General features: G+C 70.2%; 18 protein-coding genes and 1 pseudogene. 18 read left to right on the forward strand and 1 reads right to left on the reverse strand.

The annotated features are described in order from the left end of the window. The first annotated feature begins 2 nt into the window (after positions 1-2). From arc to prcA, 6 genes and pseudogenes are all read left to right on the forward strand, one after another. Positions 3-1,769, forward strand: coding sequence for a proteasome ATPase (arc, locus tag ACZ7LV_RS15180; protein ID WP_401677831.1), 1,767 nt, complete (start codon positions 3-5; stop codon positions 1,767-1,769). Between the two features lie 234 nt (positions 1,770-2,003). Further along, complete coding sequence (gene dop, locus ACZ7LV_RS15185; RefSeq protein ID WP_471939517.1) at positions 2,004-3,515, forward strand: depupylase/deamidase Dop; 1,512 nt, start codon at positions 2,004-2,006, stop codon at positions 3,513-3,515. 179 nt (positions 3,516-3,694) lie between these two features. Continuing rightward, entirely contained in the window at positions 3,695-3,913 is a 219-nt protein-coding gene (locus ACZ7LV_RS15190; protein ID WP_393102727.1) for a ubiquitin-like protein Pup, read from the forward strand. A gap of 83 nt (positions 3,914-3,996) precedes the next feature. Further along, positions 3,997-4,183: pseudogene (locus tag ACZ7LV_RS15195) on the forward strand (endonuclease domain-containing protein); the annotation flags it as partial. After that, a complete protein-coding gene (gene prcB / locus ACZ7LV_RS15200; RefSeq protein ID WP_401677823.1) occupies positions 4,135-4,980 on the forward strand; it encodes a proteasome subunit beta in 846 nt (281 codons plus the stop codon). The pseudogene ACZ7LV_RS15195 and the gene prcB, both read left to right, overlap by 49 nt. Positions 4,981-5,041: 61 nt before the next feature. Continuing rightward, positions 5,042-5,791: a proteasome subunit alpha gene (gene prcA / locus ACZ7LV_RS15205; RefSeq protein ID WP_401677820.1), complete on the forward strand. Its 750-nt coding sequence runs from the start codon at positions 5,042-5,044 to the stop codon at positions 5,789-5,791. 76 nt (positions 5,792-5,867) lie between these two features. On the opposite strand, the gene ACZ7LV_RS15210 is transcribed toward prcA, so the two are convergent. Beyond that, positions 5,868-6,878 carry a LacI family DNA-binding transcriptional regulator gene (locus ACZ7LV_RS15210; RefSeq protein ID WP_471939519.1) on the reverse strand — a complete coding sequence of 337 codons (1,011 nt, stop codon included), beginning with the start codon at positions 6,876-6,878 and terminating at the stop codon, positions 5,868-5,870. Between the two features lie 114 nt (positions 6,879-6,992). On the opposite strand from ACZ7LV_RS15210, the gene ACZ7LV_RS15215 reads away from it, so the two are divergent. The 12 genes from ACZ7LV_RS15215 (at position 6,993) to ACZ7LV_RS15270 (ending at position 19,298) form a co-directional block, all read left to right on the forward strand. After that, positions 6,993-8,252 (forward strand): MFS transporter, encoded by a 1,260-nt coding sequence (locus ACZ7LV_RS15215; protein ID WP_471939520.1) that lies wholly within the window; start codon positions 6,993-6,995, stop codon positions 8,250-8,252. Between the two features lie 9 nt (positions 8,253-8,261). Continuing rightward, positions 8,262-9,623 (forward strand): Pup--protein ligase, encoded by a 1,362-nt coding sequence (pafA, locus tag ACZ7LV_RS15220; RefSeq protein WP_471939521.1) that lies wholly within the window; start codon positions 8,262-8,264, stop codon positions 9,621-9,623. A gap of 126 nt (positions 9,624-9,749) precedes the next feature. Further along, positions 9,750-10,754 carry an FKBP-type peptidyl-prolyl cis-trans isomerase gene (locus ACZ7LV_RS15225; protein ID WP_471939523.1) on the forward strand — a complete coding sequence of 335 codons (1,005 nt, stop codon included), beginning with the start codon at positions 9,750-9,752 and terminating at the stop codon, positions 10,752-10,754. A gap of 60 nt (positions 10,755-10,814) precedes the next feature. Then, a complete protein-coding gene (locus tag ACZ7LV_RS15230; RefSeq protein WP_471939525.1) occupies positions 10,815-11,186 on the forward strand; it encodes an FKBP-type peptidyl-prolyl cis-trans isomerase in 372 nt (123 codons plus the stop codon). 122 nt (positions 11,187-11,308) lie between these two features. Continuing rightward, positions 11,309-12,262, forward strand: coding sequence for a helix-turn-helix transcriptional regulator (locus tag ACZ7LV_RS15235; RefSeq protein WP_401677803.1), 954 nt, complete (start codon positions 11,309-11,311; stop codon positions 12,260-12,262). A gap of 19 nt (positions 12,263-12,281) precedes the next feature. Then, positions 12,282-13,343 (forward strand): helix-turn-helix transcriptional regulator, encoded by a 1,062-nt coding sequence (locus ACZ7LV_RS15240; protein ID WP_471939527.1) that lies wholly within the window; start codon positions 12,282-12,284, stop codon positions 13,341-13,343. Between the two features lie 26 nt (positions 13,344-13,369). Next, positions 13,370-13,630, forward strand: coding sequence for a hypothetical protein (locus ACZ7LV_RS15245; RefSeq protein WP_401678307.1), 261 nt, complete (start codon positions 13,370-13,372; stop codon positions 13,628-13,630). Between the two features lie 57 nt (positions 13,631-13,687). Then, on the forward strand, positions 13,688-13,882 hold the full coding sequence (locus tag ACZ7LV_RS15250; protein WP_471939529.1) for a hypothetical protein: 195 nt from the start codon (positions 13,688-13,690) through the stop codon (positions 13,880-13,882). Positions 13,883-14,153: 271 nt separating this feature from the next. Continuing rightward, on the forward strand, positions 14,154-14,447 hold the full coding sequence (gene tatA, locus ACZ7LV_RS15255; protein ID WP_471939531.1) for a Sec-independent protein translocase subunit TatA: 294 nt from the start codon (positions 14,154-14,156) through the stop codon (positions 14,445-14,447). Between the two features lie 48 nt (positions 14,448-14,495). After that, positions 14,496-15,458 (forward strand): twin-arginine translocase subunit TatC, encoded by a 963-nt coding sequence (gene tatC, locus ACZ7LV_RS15260; protein WP_471939533.1) that lies wholly within the window; start codon positions 14,496-14,498, stop codon positions 15,456-15,458. 57 nt (positions 15,459-15,515) lie between these two features. Further along, entirely contained in the window at positions 15,516-16,409 is an 894-nt protein-coding gene (locus ACZ7LV_RS15265; protein ID WP_471939534.1) for a diacylglycerol kinase, read from the forward strand. A 39-nt stretch (positions 16,410-16,448) separates the two neighbouring features. Then, entirely contained in the window at positions 16,449-19,298 is a 2,850-nt protein-coding gene (locus ACZ7LV_RS15270; RefSeq protein WP_471939536.1) for a DEAD/DEAH box helicase, read from the forward strand. Positions 19,299-19,315: the final 17 nt, after the last annotated feature.

Raw genomic sequence — 19,315 nt, forward strand, 5'->3', positions numbered from 1 at the left:
CCGTGGCAGCCCACGACGACGACATGAACCGCGGCATCCGCCCGGGACGCGGGTCCGACGACCCGGCCGGGCAGATTGCCTACCTTGAGCAGGAGATCGCCGTCCTGCGACGCAAGCTCGCCGACTCTCCGCGGCACACGAGGATTCTCGAAGAGCGGATCGTCGAGCTGCAGACCAACCTGGCCGGCGTGTCCGCGCAGAACGAGCGACTCGCCAACACGCTCCGTGAGGCCCGTGACCAGATCGTGGCCCTCAAGGAAGAGGTCGACCGGCTGGCCCAGCCGCCGGCCGGCTTCGGAGTCTTCCTGCAGGCGATCGAGGACGGCACGGCCGACATCTTCACGGGGGGCCGCAAGCTCCGCGTGAACGTCAGCCCCAGCGTCGACCTCGAGGACCTGCGGCGCGGCCAGGAAGTAATGCTCAACGAGGCGCTCAACGTGGTCGAGGCCATGGAGTACGAGCGTGTCGGGGACATCGTCACCCTCAAGGAGATCCTGGAGGACGGCGAGCGCGCCCTGGTGCTCGGGCACACCGACGAGGAACGGGTGGTACGGCTCGCCGAGCCGCTGCTGGACGTCACCATCCGCCCCGGCGACGCCCTGCTGCTCGAACCCCGATCCGGCTACGTCTACGAGATCGTTCCCAAGAGCGAGGTCGAGGAGCTCGTCCTCGAAGAGGTCCCCGACATCGGCTACGAGCAGATCGGCGGTCTCGGCGGCCAGATCGAGGCCATCCGCGACGCGGTCGAGCTGCCGTACCTCTACCCGGACCTGTTCAAGGAGCACGAACTGCGCCCGCCCAAGGGCGTGCTGCTCTACGGGCCGCCCGGATGCGGCAAGACGCTCATCGCCAAGGCCGTCGCCAACTCGCTGGCCAAGAAGGTCGCCGAGGTCACCGGCCAGGCCGCCGGCAAGAGCTTCTTCCTGAACATCAAGGGCCCCGAGCTGCTGAACAAGTACGTCGGTGAGACGGAGCGGCAGATCCGCCTCGTCTTCCAGCGGGCCCGGGAGAAGGCCAGCGAGGGCACCCCCGTCATTGTCTTCTTCGACGAGATGGAGTCCCTCTTCCGCACCCGCGGCTCCGGTGTCAGCTCGGACGTGGAGAACACCATCGTCCCGCAGCTGCTCGCCGAGATCGACGGTGTGGAGGGCCTGCAGAACGTGGTCGTGATCGGTGCCTCCAACCGTGAGGACATGATCGACCCCGCGATCCTGCGCCCCGGCCGGCTCGACGTGAAGATCAAGATCGAGCGTCCGGACGCCGAGGCGGCCAAGGACATCTTCGGCAAGTACCTCACCGAGCGTCTTCCGCTGCACTCCGACGACGTGACCGAGCACGGCAACGACAAGTCCATGACGGTCCAGAGCATGATCCAGACCGCGGTGGAACACATGTACGCCGAATCCGAGGAGAACCGCTTCCTCGAGGTGACGTACGCCAATGGCGACAAGGAAGTCCTCTATTTCAAGGACTTCAATTCCGGCGCCATGATCGAGAACATCGTCGGCCGGGCCAAGAAGATGGCGATCAAGGACTTCCTGGAGCACAACCAGAAGGGCCTGCGCGTCTCCCATCTCCTCCAGGCCTGCGTGGACGAGTTCAAGGAGAACGAGGACCTGCCCAACACCACGAACCCGGACGACTGGGCCCGCATCTCCGGCAAGAAGGGCGAACGGATCGTGTACATCCGTACGCTCATCACCGGAAAGCAGGGCGCGGACACCGGACGCTCCATCGACACGGTGGCGAACACCGGTCAGTACCTGTAAAAGGCAGGGCGGCTGCGGGTGCCCTCAGCGGGTACCCGCAGCCGACTGTTTTTCGGGCCACGGCTGGAGCACAGCAATGACGCAAATGATCTCCCCACCAGCGCAAAGGCGTTCTAGGCTCTTCCGTACCGCCGGATCGCGCAGTGCGGGGACGGGCACCGCACACGCAACCGAGCGCCAGCGGTATCTGAGCGGCGTCCACGACCGAGGGCACCGCCGGGCAAGGAGGGCCGCATGACCGTACGGCGAGTAATGGGCATCGAGACGGAGTACGGGATCTCCGTCCCCGGCCACCCCAACGCCAATGCCATGCTCACCTCGTCCCAGATCGTCAACGCCTACGCGGCGGCGATGCACCGGGCCCGCCGGGCCCGCTGGGACTTCGAGGAGGAGAATCCGCTGCGCGACGCACGGGGCTTCGACCTCGCCCGTGAGGCCGCCGACTCCAGCCAGCTCACCGACGAGGACATCGGCCTCGCCAACGTCATCCTGACCAACGGGGCACGTCTCTACGTGGACCACGCGCACCCCGAGTACAGCGCTCCCGAGGTGACCAACCCCCGCGACGCCGTGCTCTGGGACAAGGCCGGTGAGCGGATCATGGCGGAGGCCGCCGAGCGGGCCGCGCAGCTGCCCGGCGCCCAGCAGATCCATCTCTACAAGAACAACACCGACAACAAGGGCGCCTCCTACGGCACGCACGAGAACTACCTGATGAAGCGGGAGACCCCCTTCTCGGACATCGTGCGCCACCTGACGCCCTTCTTCGTCTCCCGCCAGGTCTTCGCCGGAGCGGGCCGCGTCGGCATCGGCCAGGACGGGCACGAGCACGGCTTCCAGCTGAGCCAGCGCGCGGACTACTTCGAGGTCGAGGTCGGCCTGGAGACGACGCTCAAGCGCCCGATCATCAACACGCGCGACGAGCCGCACGCCGACGCGGAGAAGTACCGCCGCCTGCACGTGATCATCGGTGACGCGAACCTGTCGGAGATCTCGACGTACCTCAAGCTGGGCACCACGGCCCTCGTGCTGTCCATGATCGAGGACGGCTTCATCGCCGTCGACCTGGCCGTCGACCAGCCGGTACGCACTTTGCACCAGGTCTCCCACGACCCCTCGCTCCAGCGCCTCGTCACGCTCCGCAGCGGCCGGACGCTGACCGCGGTCCAGTTGCAGATGGAGTACTACGAGCTGTCCCGCAAGTACGTCGAGGAGCGCTTCGGGGCCGACGCGGACGAGCAGACGAAGGACGTGCTGCAGCGCTGGGAGGACACCCTCAACCGGCTGGAGCACGATCCGATGAGCCTGTCCGGCGAGCTGGACTGGGTCGCCAAGCGGGAGCTGATGGAGGGCTACCGGCGCCGTGACGACCTCGACTGGGACGCCGCCCGGCTGCACCTGGTCGACCTCCAGTACGCGGACGTACGCCCCGACAAGGGCCTGTACAACCGTCTGGTCTCGCGCGGCCGGATCAAGCGCCTGCTGACCGAGGAGGACGTCGAGCGGGCGAAGTCCAAGCCGCCGGAGGACACCCGGGCCTACTTCCGCGGGCGCTGCCTGGAGCAGTACGCCGACGACGTGGCCGCGGCCTCCTGGGACTCGGTGATCTTCGACCTGCCCGGCAGGGACTCCCTGCAGCGGGTTCCAACCCTGGAACCGCTTCGCGGAACGCGTAATCACGTCAAGGAGCTCCTGGACCGCTGCCGCACCGCGGAAGACCTGGTCAAGGTCCTCAGCGGCGGCTGAGCGGGTACTCGGGCGGGTCCGGGCGCGAGGGTGGAAATCCCGGCGCCCGGGAATCATCGAGGTGGCCCCCGTACGTTGCAGAAACTGCGGGGCCATTGTCGGACCCGGCTTGTAGGGTCTGATCATGACCGATCGGCAGCGATGCCGAACATTCGGGCGAACCGAGCGGGGTGAGGGTTATGGCGACCAAGGACACCGGCGGCGGACAGCAGAAGGCGACGCGCTCCACCGAGGAGGTCGAGGAGCAGGCGACCGAGGCGCAGGCTTCGGAGGACCTCAAGGAGCGACACGAGAAGCTCTCGGACGATGTGGACTCGGTACTCGACGAGATCGACGACGTCCTGGAGGAGAACGCAGAGGACTTCGTGCGGTCCTTCGTGCAAAAGGGTGGGCAGTAGCCCACTCGTCCTTCGGATCGAAGGTCGGCGGGGGTGTGGTTGTTCGGCACCCGGCAGACGTGGCGCTACGCGCGGCCCGGTGAGTTCGAGCCGCGCGTGGCCTCCGCGGGATCTGCCGGAAGGCTTCCGCCGTTCATGTGGATCACTGCCGTGAGCCGGGTAGGGTCCGTGGCGTACCTTGCATCAACTGCGATACCTGCTGACTACTTGGAAGGAAACGCGTGGAAGCCAACACTCGTAGCACCGGGCGTCTACCAGCTGCCTTCCTGACGCCTGGATCCTCCTCCTTCATGGACTTCCTGGCCGAGCACCAGCCGGAGCTGCTGCCCGGCAAGCGGCAACTGCCACCCACCCAGGGTGTGATCGAGGCGCCGCACGGCACCACGATCGTGGCGGTGACGTTCCCGGGCGGTGTCGTCCTGGCCGGCGACCGCCGCGCCACCATGGGCAACGTCATCGCGCAGCGCGACATCGAGAAGGTCTTCCCGGCGGACGAGTACTCGGCCGTCGGCATCGCGGGCACGGCGGGTCTCGCCGTCGAGATGGTCAAGCTCTTCCAGCTGGAGCTGGAGCACTTCGAGAAGGTCGAGGGCGCCCAGCTGTCCCTGGAGGGCAAGGCGAACCGGCTGTCCACCATGATCCGTTCCAACCTCGGCATGGCCATGCAGGGCCTGGCCGTGGTGCCCCTCTTCGCCGGCTACGACGTGGACCGCGACAAGGGCCGCATCTTCTCCTACGACGTCACGGGCGGCCGCTCCGAGGAGCAGGGCTTCGCGGCCACGGGCTCCGGCTCGATCTTCGCGCGCGGCGCCATGAAGAAGCTCTACCGCGAGGACCTGACCGAGGAGCAGGCCACGACCCTCGTGGTCCAGGCCCTCTACGACGCGGCAGACGACGACTCGGCGACCGGTGGTCCCGATGTCGCCCGCCGGATCTACCCGATCGTCACCGTGATCACCGAGGACGGCTTCCGCCGGCTCACCGAGGACGAGGGCTCCGCGATCGCCCGCTCGATCCTGGAGCGCCGGATGGAGCAGCCCGACGGCCCGCGGGCCGCGCTGCTGTAGCCGGCGGCCCGTGGTGTCCGAGGCTGGTCCAGTGACTTCGACAGAAAGGGACGGATAACCGGTGTCGACGCCGTTCTATGTCTCACCTCAGCAGGCCATGGCCGACCGGGCGGAGTACGCCCGCAAGGGCATCGCCCGGGGCCGCAGCCTGGTCGTGCTGCAGTACGCCGACGGCATCGTCTTCGTCGGCGAGAACCCGTCCCGCGCGCTGCACAAGTTCAGCGAGATCTACGACCGGATCGGCTTCGCCGCCGCCGGCAAGTACAACGAGTACGAGAACCTGCGCATCGGCGGCGTCCGCTACGCCGACCTGCGCGGCTACACCTACGACCGCGACGACGTGACCGCCCGCGGCCTGGCCAACGTCTACGCGCAGACGCTGGGCACGATCTTCTCCAGCGCGGCCGAGAAGCCGTACGAGGTGGAGCTGGTCGTCGCCGAGGTCGGCGAGACGCCCGAGGGCGACCAGATCTACCGGCTGCCGCACGACGGCTCCATCGTGGACGAGCACGGCTCGGTCGCGGTGGGCGGCAACGCCGAGCAGATCAGCGGTTATCTGGACCAGCGCCACCAGGACGGCATGACGCTCGCCGAGGCGCTCGAGCTGGCCGTGCAGGCCCTGTCCCGCGACACCAACGGCAGCCAGCGGGAGATCCCCGCCGAGCGCCTGGAGGTGGCGGTGCTGGACCGTACGCGCCCGCAGCAGCGCAAGTTCCGCCGGATCACCGGCCGGCAGCTCGGCCGGCTGCTGGAGGCCGGCGGCGCCTCGTCGGCCGCGGAGGCCGAGGACGAGGCGGGCGAGGACGAGTAGTCCGCCGGCGGCCCCGTCGGCCGCCCGAGTCCCGTGACGGATGCCCCGGTCGGAAAGCGGCCGGGGTATCCGGCGTTCAGCGCGCCGGTGGCGGCGCCGTGGAGCCCCGTACGACCAGTTCGACGGGGATGTCCCCGCCCTCGGGCTCCCGGCCCTCCAGGACCGCCAGCAGGGCCCGCATGCCCCGCTCCCCGAACAGCTCGGCGTCCAGGCGCACGGTCGTCAGCTCCGGGTCGATCGCGGTGGCCAGGGCGAGGTCGTCCAGGCCGGTGACGGAGACGTCGTCGGGGACGCGCAGGCCGAGCCGCCGTACGGCCTTGCAGGCGCCCGCGGCCAGCTTGTCGTCGTCGCAGACGACCGCGGTGGCCGGGCGGCTCCGGAGCGCGGCCTCGGCGGCGCCCAGGGCTTCGTCGATGGAGATGGGCGCGCGGGTCGTGTGCAGGGTGGTCCCGGGGACGGCCGCGACCCGCGCGGCGAGCTCCCGGGCGCGGACCTCGAAGGTCCAGGACGGCACGTCGGCCGCCAGGTGCAGGAAGTGCCGGTGGCCGAGGCCCAGCAGGTGCTCGGTGACCTGGCGGACACCGTCGGCGATGTCGAGGTTGACCGTGGCCGCGCCGAGGCTCCCCGCCGGGTCGCTGTCGAGCATCACCAGGGGCAGCTGGTCGCCGCGGATGGCGGTGAGGGCGTCGGCCGCCATGGAGGAGGCGATGACGCCGTCCAGGGCGGCCTGGGCGGACGCGAAGGGGTCGCGGGCGGGTCCGACGCCCTCGGGGGAGGGGTAGAGCACCACGCCGAAGCCGTGTTCGGCGGCGACGCGGGCGGCCCCGGTGTAGACGCCGGCGAAGAACTCGGTGGTGAGGGCGGGGACGACCAGCAGGACCGTGCGGGTGTGGCCGAGGCGCAGGTTGCGGGCGGCGAGGTTGGGGCGGTAGCCCAGGTCGCGGGCGGCCTCCCGGACCCGCTCCGCGGTCGCCTCGGAGACGCGGCCGCGCCACTTCTCGCCGAGCACCAGCGAGACCGCGGCCTGCGAGACACCGGCGGCCTCGGCGACGTCCCGGCTCGTGGGGCGGGTGCCGGCTCGTGCCACTCGGCCTGCTCCTTCGAACGCGTGGGGTCCGGGCCTCGCCTGGACGGGTGAACAGCGCACATGGTACGTATGGAAGTGGACGTTATACGTAACACTTCGGCGGAGGGCGGGGCCATGGCCGCGGGATACGGGGAGATCCTCAGGGCGAAACACGCCGCGAGACTGCTGACCGGCACGCTCGTGGGCAGGCTGCCCAACGCCACCGCCGCGATCGCGATCGTGCTGTTCATCCGTGCCGAGGGCGGCTCCTACAGCCTGGCCGGCGCCCTCGCGGCCGTGTACGGCGTCGCCAACGCGGTGGGCCAGCCCCTGCTGGGGCGGCTGGTCGACCTGCACGGCCAGCCTCGGATCCAGCTGCCCGCCGCACTGCTCTCGGCGCTCGCCATGGCCGCCTTCGCCTTCAGTGGCACCGGGACGCCCGCGCTCTCCTACGCCGCCGTCGCCCTCTCCGGGCTCTTCACACCGCCCCTGGAAGGCGGTCTGCGCGCGCTGTGGCCCTCCGTGCTGCGCCGCGAGGACCAGGTCCACAAGGCGTACGCCATGGACGCGGTGGCCCAGGAAGTCATGTTCACGGTCGGACCGCTGCTGGTGACGCTCTGCGTGTCCCTGTGGTCGGCGCAGGCCGCGCTGCTCGTGCTGAACGTCCTGGGCGTCCTCGGCGCGCTCTCCGTGGTGCTGTCGCCGCCCTCGCGCGCCTGGCGGTCGGCGCCGCGTGAGGCGCACTGGCTGGGCGCGCTGCGCTCGCCGGGGCTGCTGGTCCTGCTGGCCGCGTTCCTGTTCGTCGGCGTGGCACTGGGCTCCATCACGGTCGCCGCGGTGTCCTACGCGGACGGCCGGGGCGGGGACGCGGTGTACGGCGCGCTGATGGCGGCCCTGGGGCTCGGCGCGCTGGTCGGCGGGATCGGCTACGGGGCGCGGGAGTGGCCCGGTTCCCCCGAACGGCGACTGCGGGTCCTGGTGGGTCTGCTGGCGGTCTGTTACCTCCCCCTGACGCTGATGCCGGGCCCGGTCGCGATGTCGGCCCTGTCCGGGCTGGCCGGCGTCTTCCTGGCACCCGCCATCGCGTGCGCCTTCGTCATCGTCGACCGGCACGCCCCGCGCGGGACCGTCACCGAGGCTTTCTCCTGGCTTGTGACGACGTTCACCGTGGGCGCCTCGGTCGGAACGGGGCTGACCGGGCCCGTCGTCGAGTGGGGCGGGGCGCTGTGGGGCTTCACCGTGCCGGGCGCGGCGGGAGCCGTGTCGTTGCTGGTTCTGCTGGCCACGGGGCGGGTCCTCGCAGCTCCCGCCCGGACTGCGGTCGTTGCGGCTTCATCGGAAAATGATCCAAATCGTGCTGCCGAACCCCGTTTCAGTTCAGGGGATCGGGCGTAATGTTCAGTCATGGACCGCCGCATTTTCGGGCTGGAGAACGAGTACGGCGTCACGTGCACGTTCAGGGGACAGCGCCGTCTGTCGCCTGACGAGGTGGCGCGGTACCTCTTCCGCCGTGTCGTGTCATGGGGCCGCAGCAGCAATGTCTTTCTGCGGAACGGCGCCCGCCTCTATCTCGACGTGGGATCACATCCGGAATACGCGACACCCGAATGTGACAACGTGATCGAGCTGGTCACCCACGACAAGGCCGGCGAGCGCATTCTCGAAGGACTGCTGGTGGACGCCGAACGACGCCTGCACGAGGAAGGAATCGCGGGCGACGTCTACCTCTTCAAGAACAACACCGACTCCGCCGGCAACTCCTACGGCTGCCACGAGAACTATCTGGTGGCCCGCCACGGGGAGTTCTCCCGGCTGGCGGACATCCTCATCCCGTTCCTCGTCACCCGGCAGCTGCTGTGCGGCGCCGGCAAGGTGCTGCAGACGCCCCGCGGGGCCGTGTACTGCGTCAGCCAGCGCGCCGAGCACATCTGGGAGGGCGTCTCGTCGGCGACGACCCGCTCCCGGCCCATCATCAACACCCGCGACGAACCGCACGCGGACGCCGAGCGCTACCGCCGGCTGCACGTCATCGTCGGCGACTCGAACATGTCCGAGACGACCATGCTGCTCAAGGTCGGCGCCACCGACCTGGTGCTGCGCATGATCGAGGCGGGCACGGTGATGCGCGACCTCACCCTGGAGAACCCCATTCGGGCGATCCGCGAGGTCAGCCACGACATAACGGGCCGGCGCAAGGTGCGGCTGGCCAGCGGCCGGGAGGCCTCGGCGCTGGAGGTGCAGCGCGAGTACTTCGAGAAGGCCGTCGACTTCTGCGAGCGCCGCGGCATCCGCACCGGCGTCGTCGAACAGGTGCTTGAGCTCTGGGGCCGTACGCTCGACGCGATCGAGGCCGAGGACCTGGACCGGATCGACACCGAGATCGACTGGGTCATGAAGTACAAGCTCATCGAGCGGTACCGGGCAAAGCACAACATGACCATGTCGCATCCGCGGGTCGCCCAGATAGACCTCGCCTATCACGACATCCACCGCCGTCGTGGCCTCTACTACCTGCTGGAGAAAAAGGGCCAAGCCACCCGGATCTGCAACGACTTGAAGATCTTCGAAGGCAAGTCGGTCCCGCCGCAGACCACTCGGGCCCGGCTGCGCGGCGACTTCATCCGGCGGGCCCAGGAACAGCGCCGGGACTTCACCGTCGACTGGGTCCACCTCAAGCTCAACGACCAGGCCCAGCGGACCGTGTTGTGCAAGGACCCGTTCCGTTCGGTGGACGACCGGGTGGAGAAGCTGATCGCCGGTATGTGAGCCATGTGTTCCGAGTGAAGCCGGAACGCCACACGGGCGCCGTACGTTTCCCGTACGGCGCCCTTCTCACACCGTAGAGTTGCGCGCACGCCATCAACAAGATCGACCGATTACGAGGCCCCCACCGTGCGCCGACGCTCATTGCTCATCGCCGTTCCCGCTGGACTCGCCACACTCGCCGCCTGCGGCGACGAAGGGTCCGACTCCGGCAAGGCCAGCGACACCGCGTCGCCCTCGGACCCGGCCTCGCCCTCCGCCGCGCCGTCGCCGAAGATCGTCGACGGACCGCTGCCGGCGATCACCGCGGGCACGAAGTTCGGCGAGAAGCCCACGGTGGCCAAGGGCAGCGGCGAGCCGTCGAAGGACCTCGCCGTCAAGACCGTGATCGCGGGCGGTGGCCGCACCGTCGCGGAGAACGACTACCTCGTGGCCAACTACCTGGGCCAGATCTGGTCCACCGCGAAGGTCTTCGACAACTCCTACGACCGCAAGACGCCGCTGCTCATCCAGCTCTCCCAGGGCAGCATCATCGACGGCTGGCGCTACGGGCTGGCGGGCAAGAAGACCGGCAGCCGCGTCCAGATGGCCGTGCCCCCGGCCTGGGGGTACGGCGAGCAGGGCAACCCCCAGGCGGGCATCAAGGGCACCGACACGCTCGTGTTCGTCATCGACATCGAGGACACGTACAACGCGAGCAGCTCCGCCAAGGGCACCGACGTCGCGCAGGACGACGCGGACCTGCCCAAGGTCGGCACCAACACCGACGGCAAGGCGCCCTCCATCGAGATCCCCAAGACCGACGCGCCGACCGAGCTGGTGGCGACCTACGTCATCGAGGGCGACGGCGAGGAGCTGAGCGCCGACAGCACCGTCCTCGTCCAGTACAAGGGCGTGCTCTGGGACACCGGCAAGGAGTTCGACTCGTCGTACAGCCGCAAGGCGCTGACCTCCTTCTCGCTCCAGCAGGTCGTCAAGGGCTGGTCGCAGGGACTGACCGGCAAGAAGGTCGGCAGCCGGGTCCTCGTCGTCGTCCCGCCGGAGCTCGGGTACGGCGACAACCCGCCGCAGGGCAGCGGCATCGAGAAGGACTCGACGCTGGTGTTCTCGGTGGACATCCTCGCGGCGATGTGATCGCCGGGAATGTAAGACTGTGCGTGTTCGCCTTTCCACACACGAGCAGGAGCTGAAGACGTGAGCATCGACAAGCCCGAGATCGACTTCCCGGGCGGCGAGCCCCCGGCGGACCTCGAGATCAAGGACATCTGGGAAGGCGACGGCCCCGTTGCGCAGGCCGGCCAGACGGTCAGCGTGCACTACGTCGGTGTCGCCTTCAGCACGGGCGAGGAGTTCGACGCCAGCTGGAACCGCGGCACGCCGTTCCGCTTCCCGCTCGGCGGCGGCCGCGTCATCGCCGGCTGGGACCAGGGTGTGCAGGGCATGAAGGTCGGCGGCCGCCGCCAGCTGACCATCCCGGCCCACCTCGCCTACGGCAACCAGAGCCCGACCCCGGCCATCAAGCCCGGTGAGACCCTGATCTTCGTGGTCGACCTGCTCGGCGTCTGAGCAGGACCGACCGGAGTCGATCACCTGGGGCCCATGCCTGTCCGGGCATGGGCCTCGGCTTTTGCCACGGCCCCGCGGAGCGGTACGGTCAACGATCGGAAGCACCTTAGGGAAGGGCGTCGATGGCCATTGCCAAGGCCGAGCGGCTGATGAACCTGGCGCTGTGTCTGCTGGGGACGCGGCGGCCGCTCAGCAAGCGTGAGCTTCGAGAGTCCATCGAGGCCTATCTCGAAGCGGGCAGCGACGACTCCTTCAACCGGATGTTCGAGCGGGACAAGGACGACCTGCGCGAGCTCGGCCTCGTCATCGAGACCGTGGAGAACCTCGACGGCGAGGTCGGCTACCTGGCCCGCCGTGACAGCAACCGCCTCCCGCCCATCACCCTGGACGCCGAGGAGGCCGCCGCCCTGGGCCTGGCCGCCAAGGTCTGGCAGCAGGCCCGGCTGGCCGGCGCGGCCAGCGGCGCCCTGCAGAAGCTGCGCGCCGCGGGCCTGCCCGAGGACGTCGACCCCTACGAGGCGCACGGCGCCCTGGAGCCGCGCATCCCCGTGCACGAGGCCGCCTTCGAGCCGCTGATGCTGGCCTGCCGCGACCGCCGCCCCGTCGTCTTCGAGTACCGCAAGGCGAACGCCGCCCACCCCGAGGCCCGGCAGGTCGAGCCGTGGGCACTGGAGTGCTGGCGCGGCCACTGGTACCTCGCGGGCTGGGACCGGGAGCGCGGCGCCGAGCGGGTCTTCCGGCTCTCCCGGATCACCGGCAGGGTGCGCGCCCGTGCGGGCCGCTACACCGCGCCGGTCCCGGACGTCGTCACCGTGCGCGAGACCGTCGCCGGATGGGCCGGTGAGACGGCCGACCGCAGCGCCCGGATCCGGCTGCGCTCCGGCGCCGGGTACCCCCTGCGGGCGAAGGCGACCGCCGTGCGGGAACTCGGTGACGGCTGGGACGAGTTGGAGATTCCGTACGGGCACGGACTGGACGCCTGGCTGGTCGAGTTCGGACCGGACGTGGTGGTCATCGAGCCCGCGGAGCTGCGGGCCGACGTGGTGGACCGGCTGCGTGCCGTGGCCAAGGGCTGAGGGGGAGCGGAAGAGGACTGTGGCCGGCAAACCGACGAGGCCCACGAACGCCATCGACCAGACCCGGCGGATGCTCTCCCTGGTGACCTACCTCAGGGAGCGTCCCGGAGCCCGGGTCGAGGACGTCGCCCGCGCCTTCGGGATCACCGAGGACGAGCTGGTCTCCGACCTCGACCTGCTGCCCATGTGCGGCACCAGCTTCCGCGGCGGCGACCTGCTAGACATCGACACCGACGGCGAGCGCATCTGGTGGCACAACCCCGCCGCCCTCGGCGCCGACGCGGCCGAGCCGCTGCGTCTCGCCGCCGACGAGGCGACCGCCCTGCTGGTCGCCGCCCGGGCCGTGTCCACCCTGCCCGGCCTGCGCGAGAGCGACCGGCAGGCGCTGCTGCGCGCCACCGCCAAGGTGGAGGCCTCGGCCGGCGAGGCGGCCGGAGCCAGCTCCCGGCTGTCGGTGACCTTCGAGTCCGAGGGCGGCGTCTTCGCCGACGTCGACCGGGCGATCTCGGAGCGCCGCAGGCTGTGGATCCGCTACTACTCACCGGCCCGTGACGAGGTCACCGAGCGTGAGGTCGACCCGATCCGCCTGGTCAGCGTCGGCCACACCTATGTCGAGGGCTGGTGCTACCGCTCGGAGGCGCGCCGCACCTTCCGGCTCGACCGGGTCGCCGAGATCAAGGTCCTCGACGAGCCCTCCGCACCGCCCGAGATCGAGCTGCGGGACCTCTCGGAGGGGCTCGTGCAGCCCGCCGCCGAGGACCCGGAGGTCGTCGTCGAGGTCGGCCCCGGCGGTCGCTGGGTGGCCGAGTACTACCCGCACGACACCGCGGATGAGCTGGCGGACGGCGGACTGCGTATCACCCTGCGCACGCCCGACCCGGCGTCGCTGCGCCGCCTCGCCCTGCGGCTCGGGCGTGACGGCCGGATCGTGGCGCCGCCGGAGCTGGCGGACAGCGCCCGGCAGGCGGCCCGCGAGGCGCTGGCGGCGTACGACGACGGGATCGAGGCGGCGCTTCCGGGAGGCGGGGATCCGGTCCGTCCGGACGGCGAGGCACACGACAGTCAGGAGCAGGGACTTTGAGCGAGCCGGCGGCTGGGGTGCGGGAGATGACGGTGGCGTCCGCGTTCGCGGGGATGAGAGGCGTGGCTCCCGTGGTGTTCAGAGCCGGCTGCCCGGACTGCCGGGGCCGCTTCGAGCTGGCCGCGGGCGCCCTGCGCCTGGCCATCGGCGCCACGAGCCGTACGACGTTCTACTCGTTCACCTGCCCCGACTGCGGCGCCTCGGTGCGCAAGCCGGCGGGGGAGCGGGTGGTGGAGCTGCTCACCGGCGGCGGGGTCCGGACACTGCGGCTGCACTCCGCGCTGTAGCGGTGTCGGCGCACCCCGTGCGCGTCCGTCCGCGGACGAGGCCCTAGGCTCAGGGGCATGTTCTGGCCGATGTTCGCGGTAGCCGTGGGTTTCCTGGGAATCGCCGTTCTCGGCGTGCTCGCCGTCCGGGTCTTCCTGGAGGCCCAGCGCCTGGGCAAGCAGGTCGCGGACTCCGCGCGCCGCATCAACCGCGCCGCGGAGGAGCTGGAGCGTGCGGCGGCGAACACGGCACGGTCCGTCGACACCCTGTGAGCGGCCGCTGACCTGGCCGGACGGGCCCGTGATTCCGGCGCTTGGTGTCCGTTTGGGCCGCTTCGCCCTGTCAACTTCCCCCACGTAAAAGGTACGCTGCTGATCGCGGCCCGGAAAACGAGGCCCGGGCCGTGGACCGGGAGTACGCACAGGGATTGCTTCACGTTCACCCCTGAGCGTTACGATCGCTGCCAGCACGGTCGTTCGGATTCTCCTGTCCGACCGGTCGGACAGCACCCACCCGCCCGCCTCGGTGAGAAGGTAAAGACTTATGTTCGGAAGGCTCGGAGCCCCCGAGATCATTCTCATCCTCGTCGTCATCATCCTGCTGTTCGGCGCGAAGAAGCTTCCGGACATGGCTCGCTCGCTCGGCAAGTCGGCGCGGATCCTGAAGAGCGAGGCCAAGGCGATGAAGGACGACAGCAAGTCCTCCGCCCCCGCCGACCCGCCGCACACCACCGACGAGCAGCAGGCTGCCCCGTCCCAGCGCATCATCCAGGCTTCCCCCGGCGACGTGTCCAGCTCCCGACCGGTCAACGAGCCGACGGACACGACCAAGCGCTGACGCCGGGCCGGTGACCCCCCGGCCTGCCGCACGAGATGGGAATGTGGGTTGCTGAAGCCTGCCCGCGACAAGGAGAAGGATCCCGAGGGGCGGATGCCCCTCGCGGAACACCTGCGTGAGCTCCGCAACCGGCTCGCGAAGGCCCTGCTGGCGATCGTCGGTGTCACGGTCGTCGCCGCCTTCTTCTACAACGACATCATCAACTTCTTCACCGAGCCGATCCTCGACTCGGTGGGCTGCTCCCAGTCGTTCGAGGAGCTGGCCAGGGCGTCCGCCGACAACGCCAAGAACACGGAACCCTGCGCGCAGATCACGATCAACGGTCTGCTCGCTCCGTTCACCCTGGCCCTGAAGGTCTCCCTGATGGCCGGCGTCGTACTGGCCTCGCCGGTCTGGCTCTACCAGCTGTGGGCCTTCATCGCCCCGGGACTGCACCGGCACGAGAAGAAGTACGCGTACGCGTTCGTCGGCACCGGTGCCCCGCTGTTCCTCGGTGGCGCGTTCTTCGCCTACAAGGTGCTGCCCACCACCGCCAACGTGCTGATCGAGTTCACCCCGTTCGGCGTCGACAACCTGCTGCCGCTCGACGACCTGCTCGACCTCGTCACCCGCATGGTGATCGTCTTCGGTCTCTCCTTCGAGCTGCCGCTGCTGCTGGTCATGCTCAACTTCAGCGGCGCCATCTCCGGCAAGCGGATGCTGGGCTGGTGGCGGGCCATGATCATGGGCATCACGGTGTTCGCCGCGATCGCCACGCCCAGCACCGACCCGCTCACCATGCTGGCGCTGGCCGGGCCGATCTGGATCCTGTACTTCGCCGCCGTGGCCGTCTCCCTGATCAACGACCGGCGCAGGCGCCGCCGCGAGGCGCTGGGGCCCGACGACGACGAGGCCTCCGAACTGGACCTCACCCCGGAGGCGATCGGCGAGGTCGAGACCGTCAGCGCGAGCCGCGCCCTGCCCGAGCAGCCGGGCAAGGACCGGATCAACGGATACGACGACGTGACCTGAGCCAACGGTTATGACGGCGTGATCCGCGGATCGCCGCATGACTCGTAGGGTCACGGGGTGACCAGCGACGACATCACCCTCCTCGTCAACCCCACCGCGGGCCGCGGCCGGGGCGCCCACGCGGCGCACCCGGCCGCTTCCGCTCTGCGCGCGGCCGGGTTCACGGTGCGTGCGGTCACCGGACGCGACGCCGACGACGCCCTGGCACGCGCGCGTGCCGCCGTCGCGGAAGGCACGCGCGCGCTGGTGGCCGTCGGAGGAGACGGCATGGCCCATCTCGCCCTCCAGGCCGTCGCCGGCACGGACACCCCGCTCGGTCTGGTCCCCGTCGGAACCGGCAACGACTTCGCCCGCGCCCTCGGCCTGCCGTTGCGCGACCCGGCCGGGGCGGGCCGGGTGATCGCCGAGGGACTGACGGACGGCAGGGTGCGGGACATCGACCTCGGACGGGTCGGCGAGCGGTGGTTCGCCACCGTCCTCGCCTCCGGCTTCGACTCGCGGGTCAACGACCGCGGCAACCGGATGCGGCTACGGGCCGGGCGGTTCACCTACGACCTCGCGATGATCGCCGAACTGGCCGCGTTCCGCCCGTCCCCGTATCGGCTGACGCTGGACGGCGGCGAGGTCCGGGAGATCGAGGCGACGCTCGTGGCGGTCGGGAACGGGTCGTCGTACGGGGGTGGCATGCGGATCTGCCCCGACGCGGATCCCACCGACGGGCTCTTCGACATCACGGTGGTCGGCGACTGCACCCGCCGCACTCTCCTGCGGGTGTTCCCGACGGTGTACCGGGGGCGGCACGTCGACCATCCCAAGGTCACCGTCCACCGGGCGGCGCGGGTCGAGCTCGCGGCGGACCGGATCACCGGCTACGCCGACGGGGAACCGCTGGGACCGCTGCCGCTGAGCGTGCGGTGCGTGCCGGGGGCGGTGCGCGTCGTGGGGCGCTGAGCTGGGCGGATCACCGTACTCACCGCGGGGATCCGGATAATGATCGTCCTGTTGTCGGTGCGGGCCGGTACGCTCGAAAGCACGATGACTGAGGACCTCTCCCCGGCCGAGCGGTACGTGGCGGCGCGTCGGCGCGCCGCCGAGCAGGCCACAGCGCTCGCGTCCTTCCGCGAGATGTACGACTTCGGCCTCGACCCCTTCCAGATCGAGGCCTGTGAGGCACTCGAAGCGGGAAAGGGCGTGCTGGTGGCGGCGCCCACCGGCTCGGGCAAGACGATCGTCGGCGAGTTCGCCGTGCACCTCGCCCTCCAGCAGGGCAAGAAATGCTTCTACACGACGCCCATCAAGGCGCTGTCGAATCAGAAGTACAACGACCTGTCCCGGCGCTACGGCGCCGACAAGGTCGGCCTGCTCACCGGCGACAACAGCGTCAACTCCGACGCCCCGGTGGTCGTGATGACCACCGAGGTGCTGCGGAACATGCTCTACGCCGGCTCGCAGACGCTGCTCGGCCTCGGCCATGTGGTGATGGACGAGGTGCACTACCTCTCCGACCGGTTCCGGGGCGCCGTCTGGGAGGAGGTGATCATCCACCTTCCCGAGTCCGTGACGCTGGTGTCACTGTCCGCGACCGTCTCCAACGCCGAGGAGTTCGGCGACTGGCTCGACACCGTCCGCGGCGACACCGAGGTGATCGTCTCCGAGCACCGGCCGGTGCCGCTGTTCCAGCACGTGCTGGCCGGGCGCCGGATGTACGACCTCTTCGAGGAGGGCGAGGGGCACCGCAGGGCCGTCAATCCCGATCTCACGCGCATGGCGCGCATGGAGGCGAGCCGGCCGTCGTACCAGGACCGCAGGCGGGGCCGCGCGATGCGCGAGGCCGACCGGGAGCGCGAGCGCCGGCAGCGGTCGCGGATCTGGACGCCGAGCCGCCCGGAGGTCATAGAACGGCTGGACACCGAAGGGCTGCTGCCCGCCATCACGTTCATCTTCAGCCGCGCCGCGTGCGAGGCCGCCGTCCAGCAGTGCCTGCACGCAGGGTTGCGGCTGAACGACGAGGAGGCCCGGGAGCGGGTCCGGGCGCTGGTGGAGGAGCGCACCTCCTCGATCCCGGCCGAGGACCTGCACGTGCTCGGGTACTACGAGTGGCTGGAGGGCCTGGAGCGCGGCATCGCCGCCCACCACGCGGGCATGCTGCCGACGTTCAAGGAGGTCGTCGAGGAGCTGTTCGTGCGCGGGCTGGTGAAGGCGGTCTTCGCCACCGAGACGCTGGCCCTCGGCATCAACATGCCCGCGCGGTCCGTGGTCCTGGAGAAGCTCGTCAAGTGGAACGGCGAGCAGCACGCCGACATCACCCCGGGCGAGTACACGCAGTTGACGGGGCGTGCGGGGCGGCGCGGCATCGACGTCGAGGGTCACGCCGTGGTGCTGTGGCAGCGCGGGATGAACCCCGACCACCTCGCGGGGCTGGCCGGGACCCGCACGTATCCGCTGAAGTCCAGCTTCAAGCCGTCGTACAACATGGCGGTCAACCTGGTCGAGCAGTTCGGGCGGCATCGCTCGCGGGAGCTGCTGGAGACCTCGTTCGCGCAGTTCCAGGCCGACAAGTCGGTCGTCGGCATCTCGCGTCAGGTGCAGCGCAACGAGGAAGGTCTCGATGGCTACAAGGAGTCGATGACCTGCCACCTCGGGGACTTCGAGGAGTACGCGCGGCTGCGGCGCGAACTGAAGGACCGCGAGACCGAGCTGGCGCGTCAGGGCGTGGCGGAGCGGCGGGCCGAGGCGGCCGTCGCGCTGGAGAAGCTGCGGCCGGGCGATGTCATCCACGTGCCGACCGGGAAGTACGCCGGGCTCGCGCTGGTGCTGGATCCGGGGCTGCCGGCCGGCCGGTCCAACGGCCACCGCGGGTTCGATTCCCACGACGGGCCGCGGCCGCTCGTGCTGACGGCGGAGCGGCAGGTCAAGCGGCTCGCGTCGATCGACTTCCCGGTGCCGGTCGAGGCACTGGAGCGGATGCGGATCCCGAAGTCCTTCAACCCGCGCTCGCCGCAGTCCCGGCGGGATCTGGCGTCGGCGCTGCGCAGCAAGGCGGGGCACATCGCGCCGGAGCGGCAGCGCAAGCGGCGTTCGCAGGCGGCCGACGACCGGGAGATCGCACGGCTGCGGACGGCGCTGCGCGCCCACCCGTGCCATGGGTGCAACGACCGTGAGGACCACGCCCGTTGGGCCGAGCGCTACCACCGGCTGATGCGGGACACCTCGCAGCTGGAGCGGCGCATCGAGGGGCGTACGAACACCATCGCCCGGACGTTCGACCGGATCGTCGCGCTGCTGACCGAGCTGGACTACCTGCGCGGTGACGAGGTCACCGAGCACGGCAAGCGGCTGGCCCGGCTCTACGGCGAGCTGGACCTGCTCGCCAGCGAGTGTCTGCGCGAGGGGGTCTGGGAAGGGCTCTCACCGGAGGAACTCGCCGGGTGCGTCTCGGCGTTGGTGTTCGAGGCGCGGGCCGGGGACGACGCGATGGCGCCCAAGCTGCCCTCGGGCAAGGCCAAGGCCGCCCTCGGTGAGATGGTGCGCATCTGGGGACGGCTGGACGCCCTGGAGGAGGACTTCCGGATCACGCAGACCGAGGGGGTCGGGCAGCGTGAGCCGGACCTCGGCTTCGCCTGGGCCGCGTACATGTGGGCCTCGGGCAAGGGGCTCGACGAGGTGCTGCGCGAGGCGGAGATGCCGGCGGGCGACTTCGTGCGCTGGTGCAAGCAGGTCATCGACGTGCTGGGGCAGATCAGTGCGGCGGCGCCGCAGGGCTCGACCGTGGTGAAGAACGCGCGCAAGGCCGTCGAGGGGTTGCTCCGGGGCGTGGTCGCCTACTCGTCGGTGGGATGACGTAGTACCGGGCGGGC

This window comes from Streptomyces sp. NPDC107562, assembly GCF_055657325.1.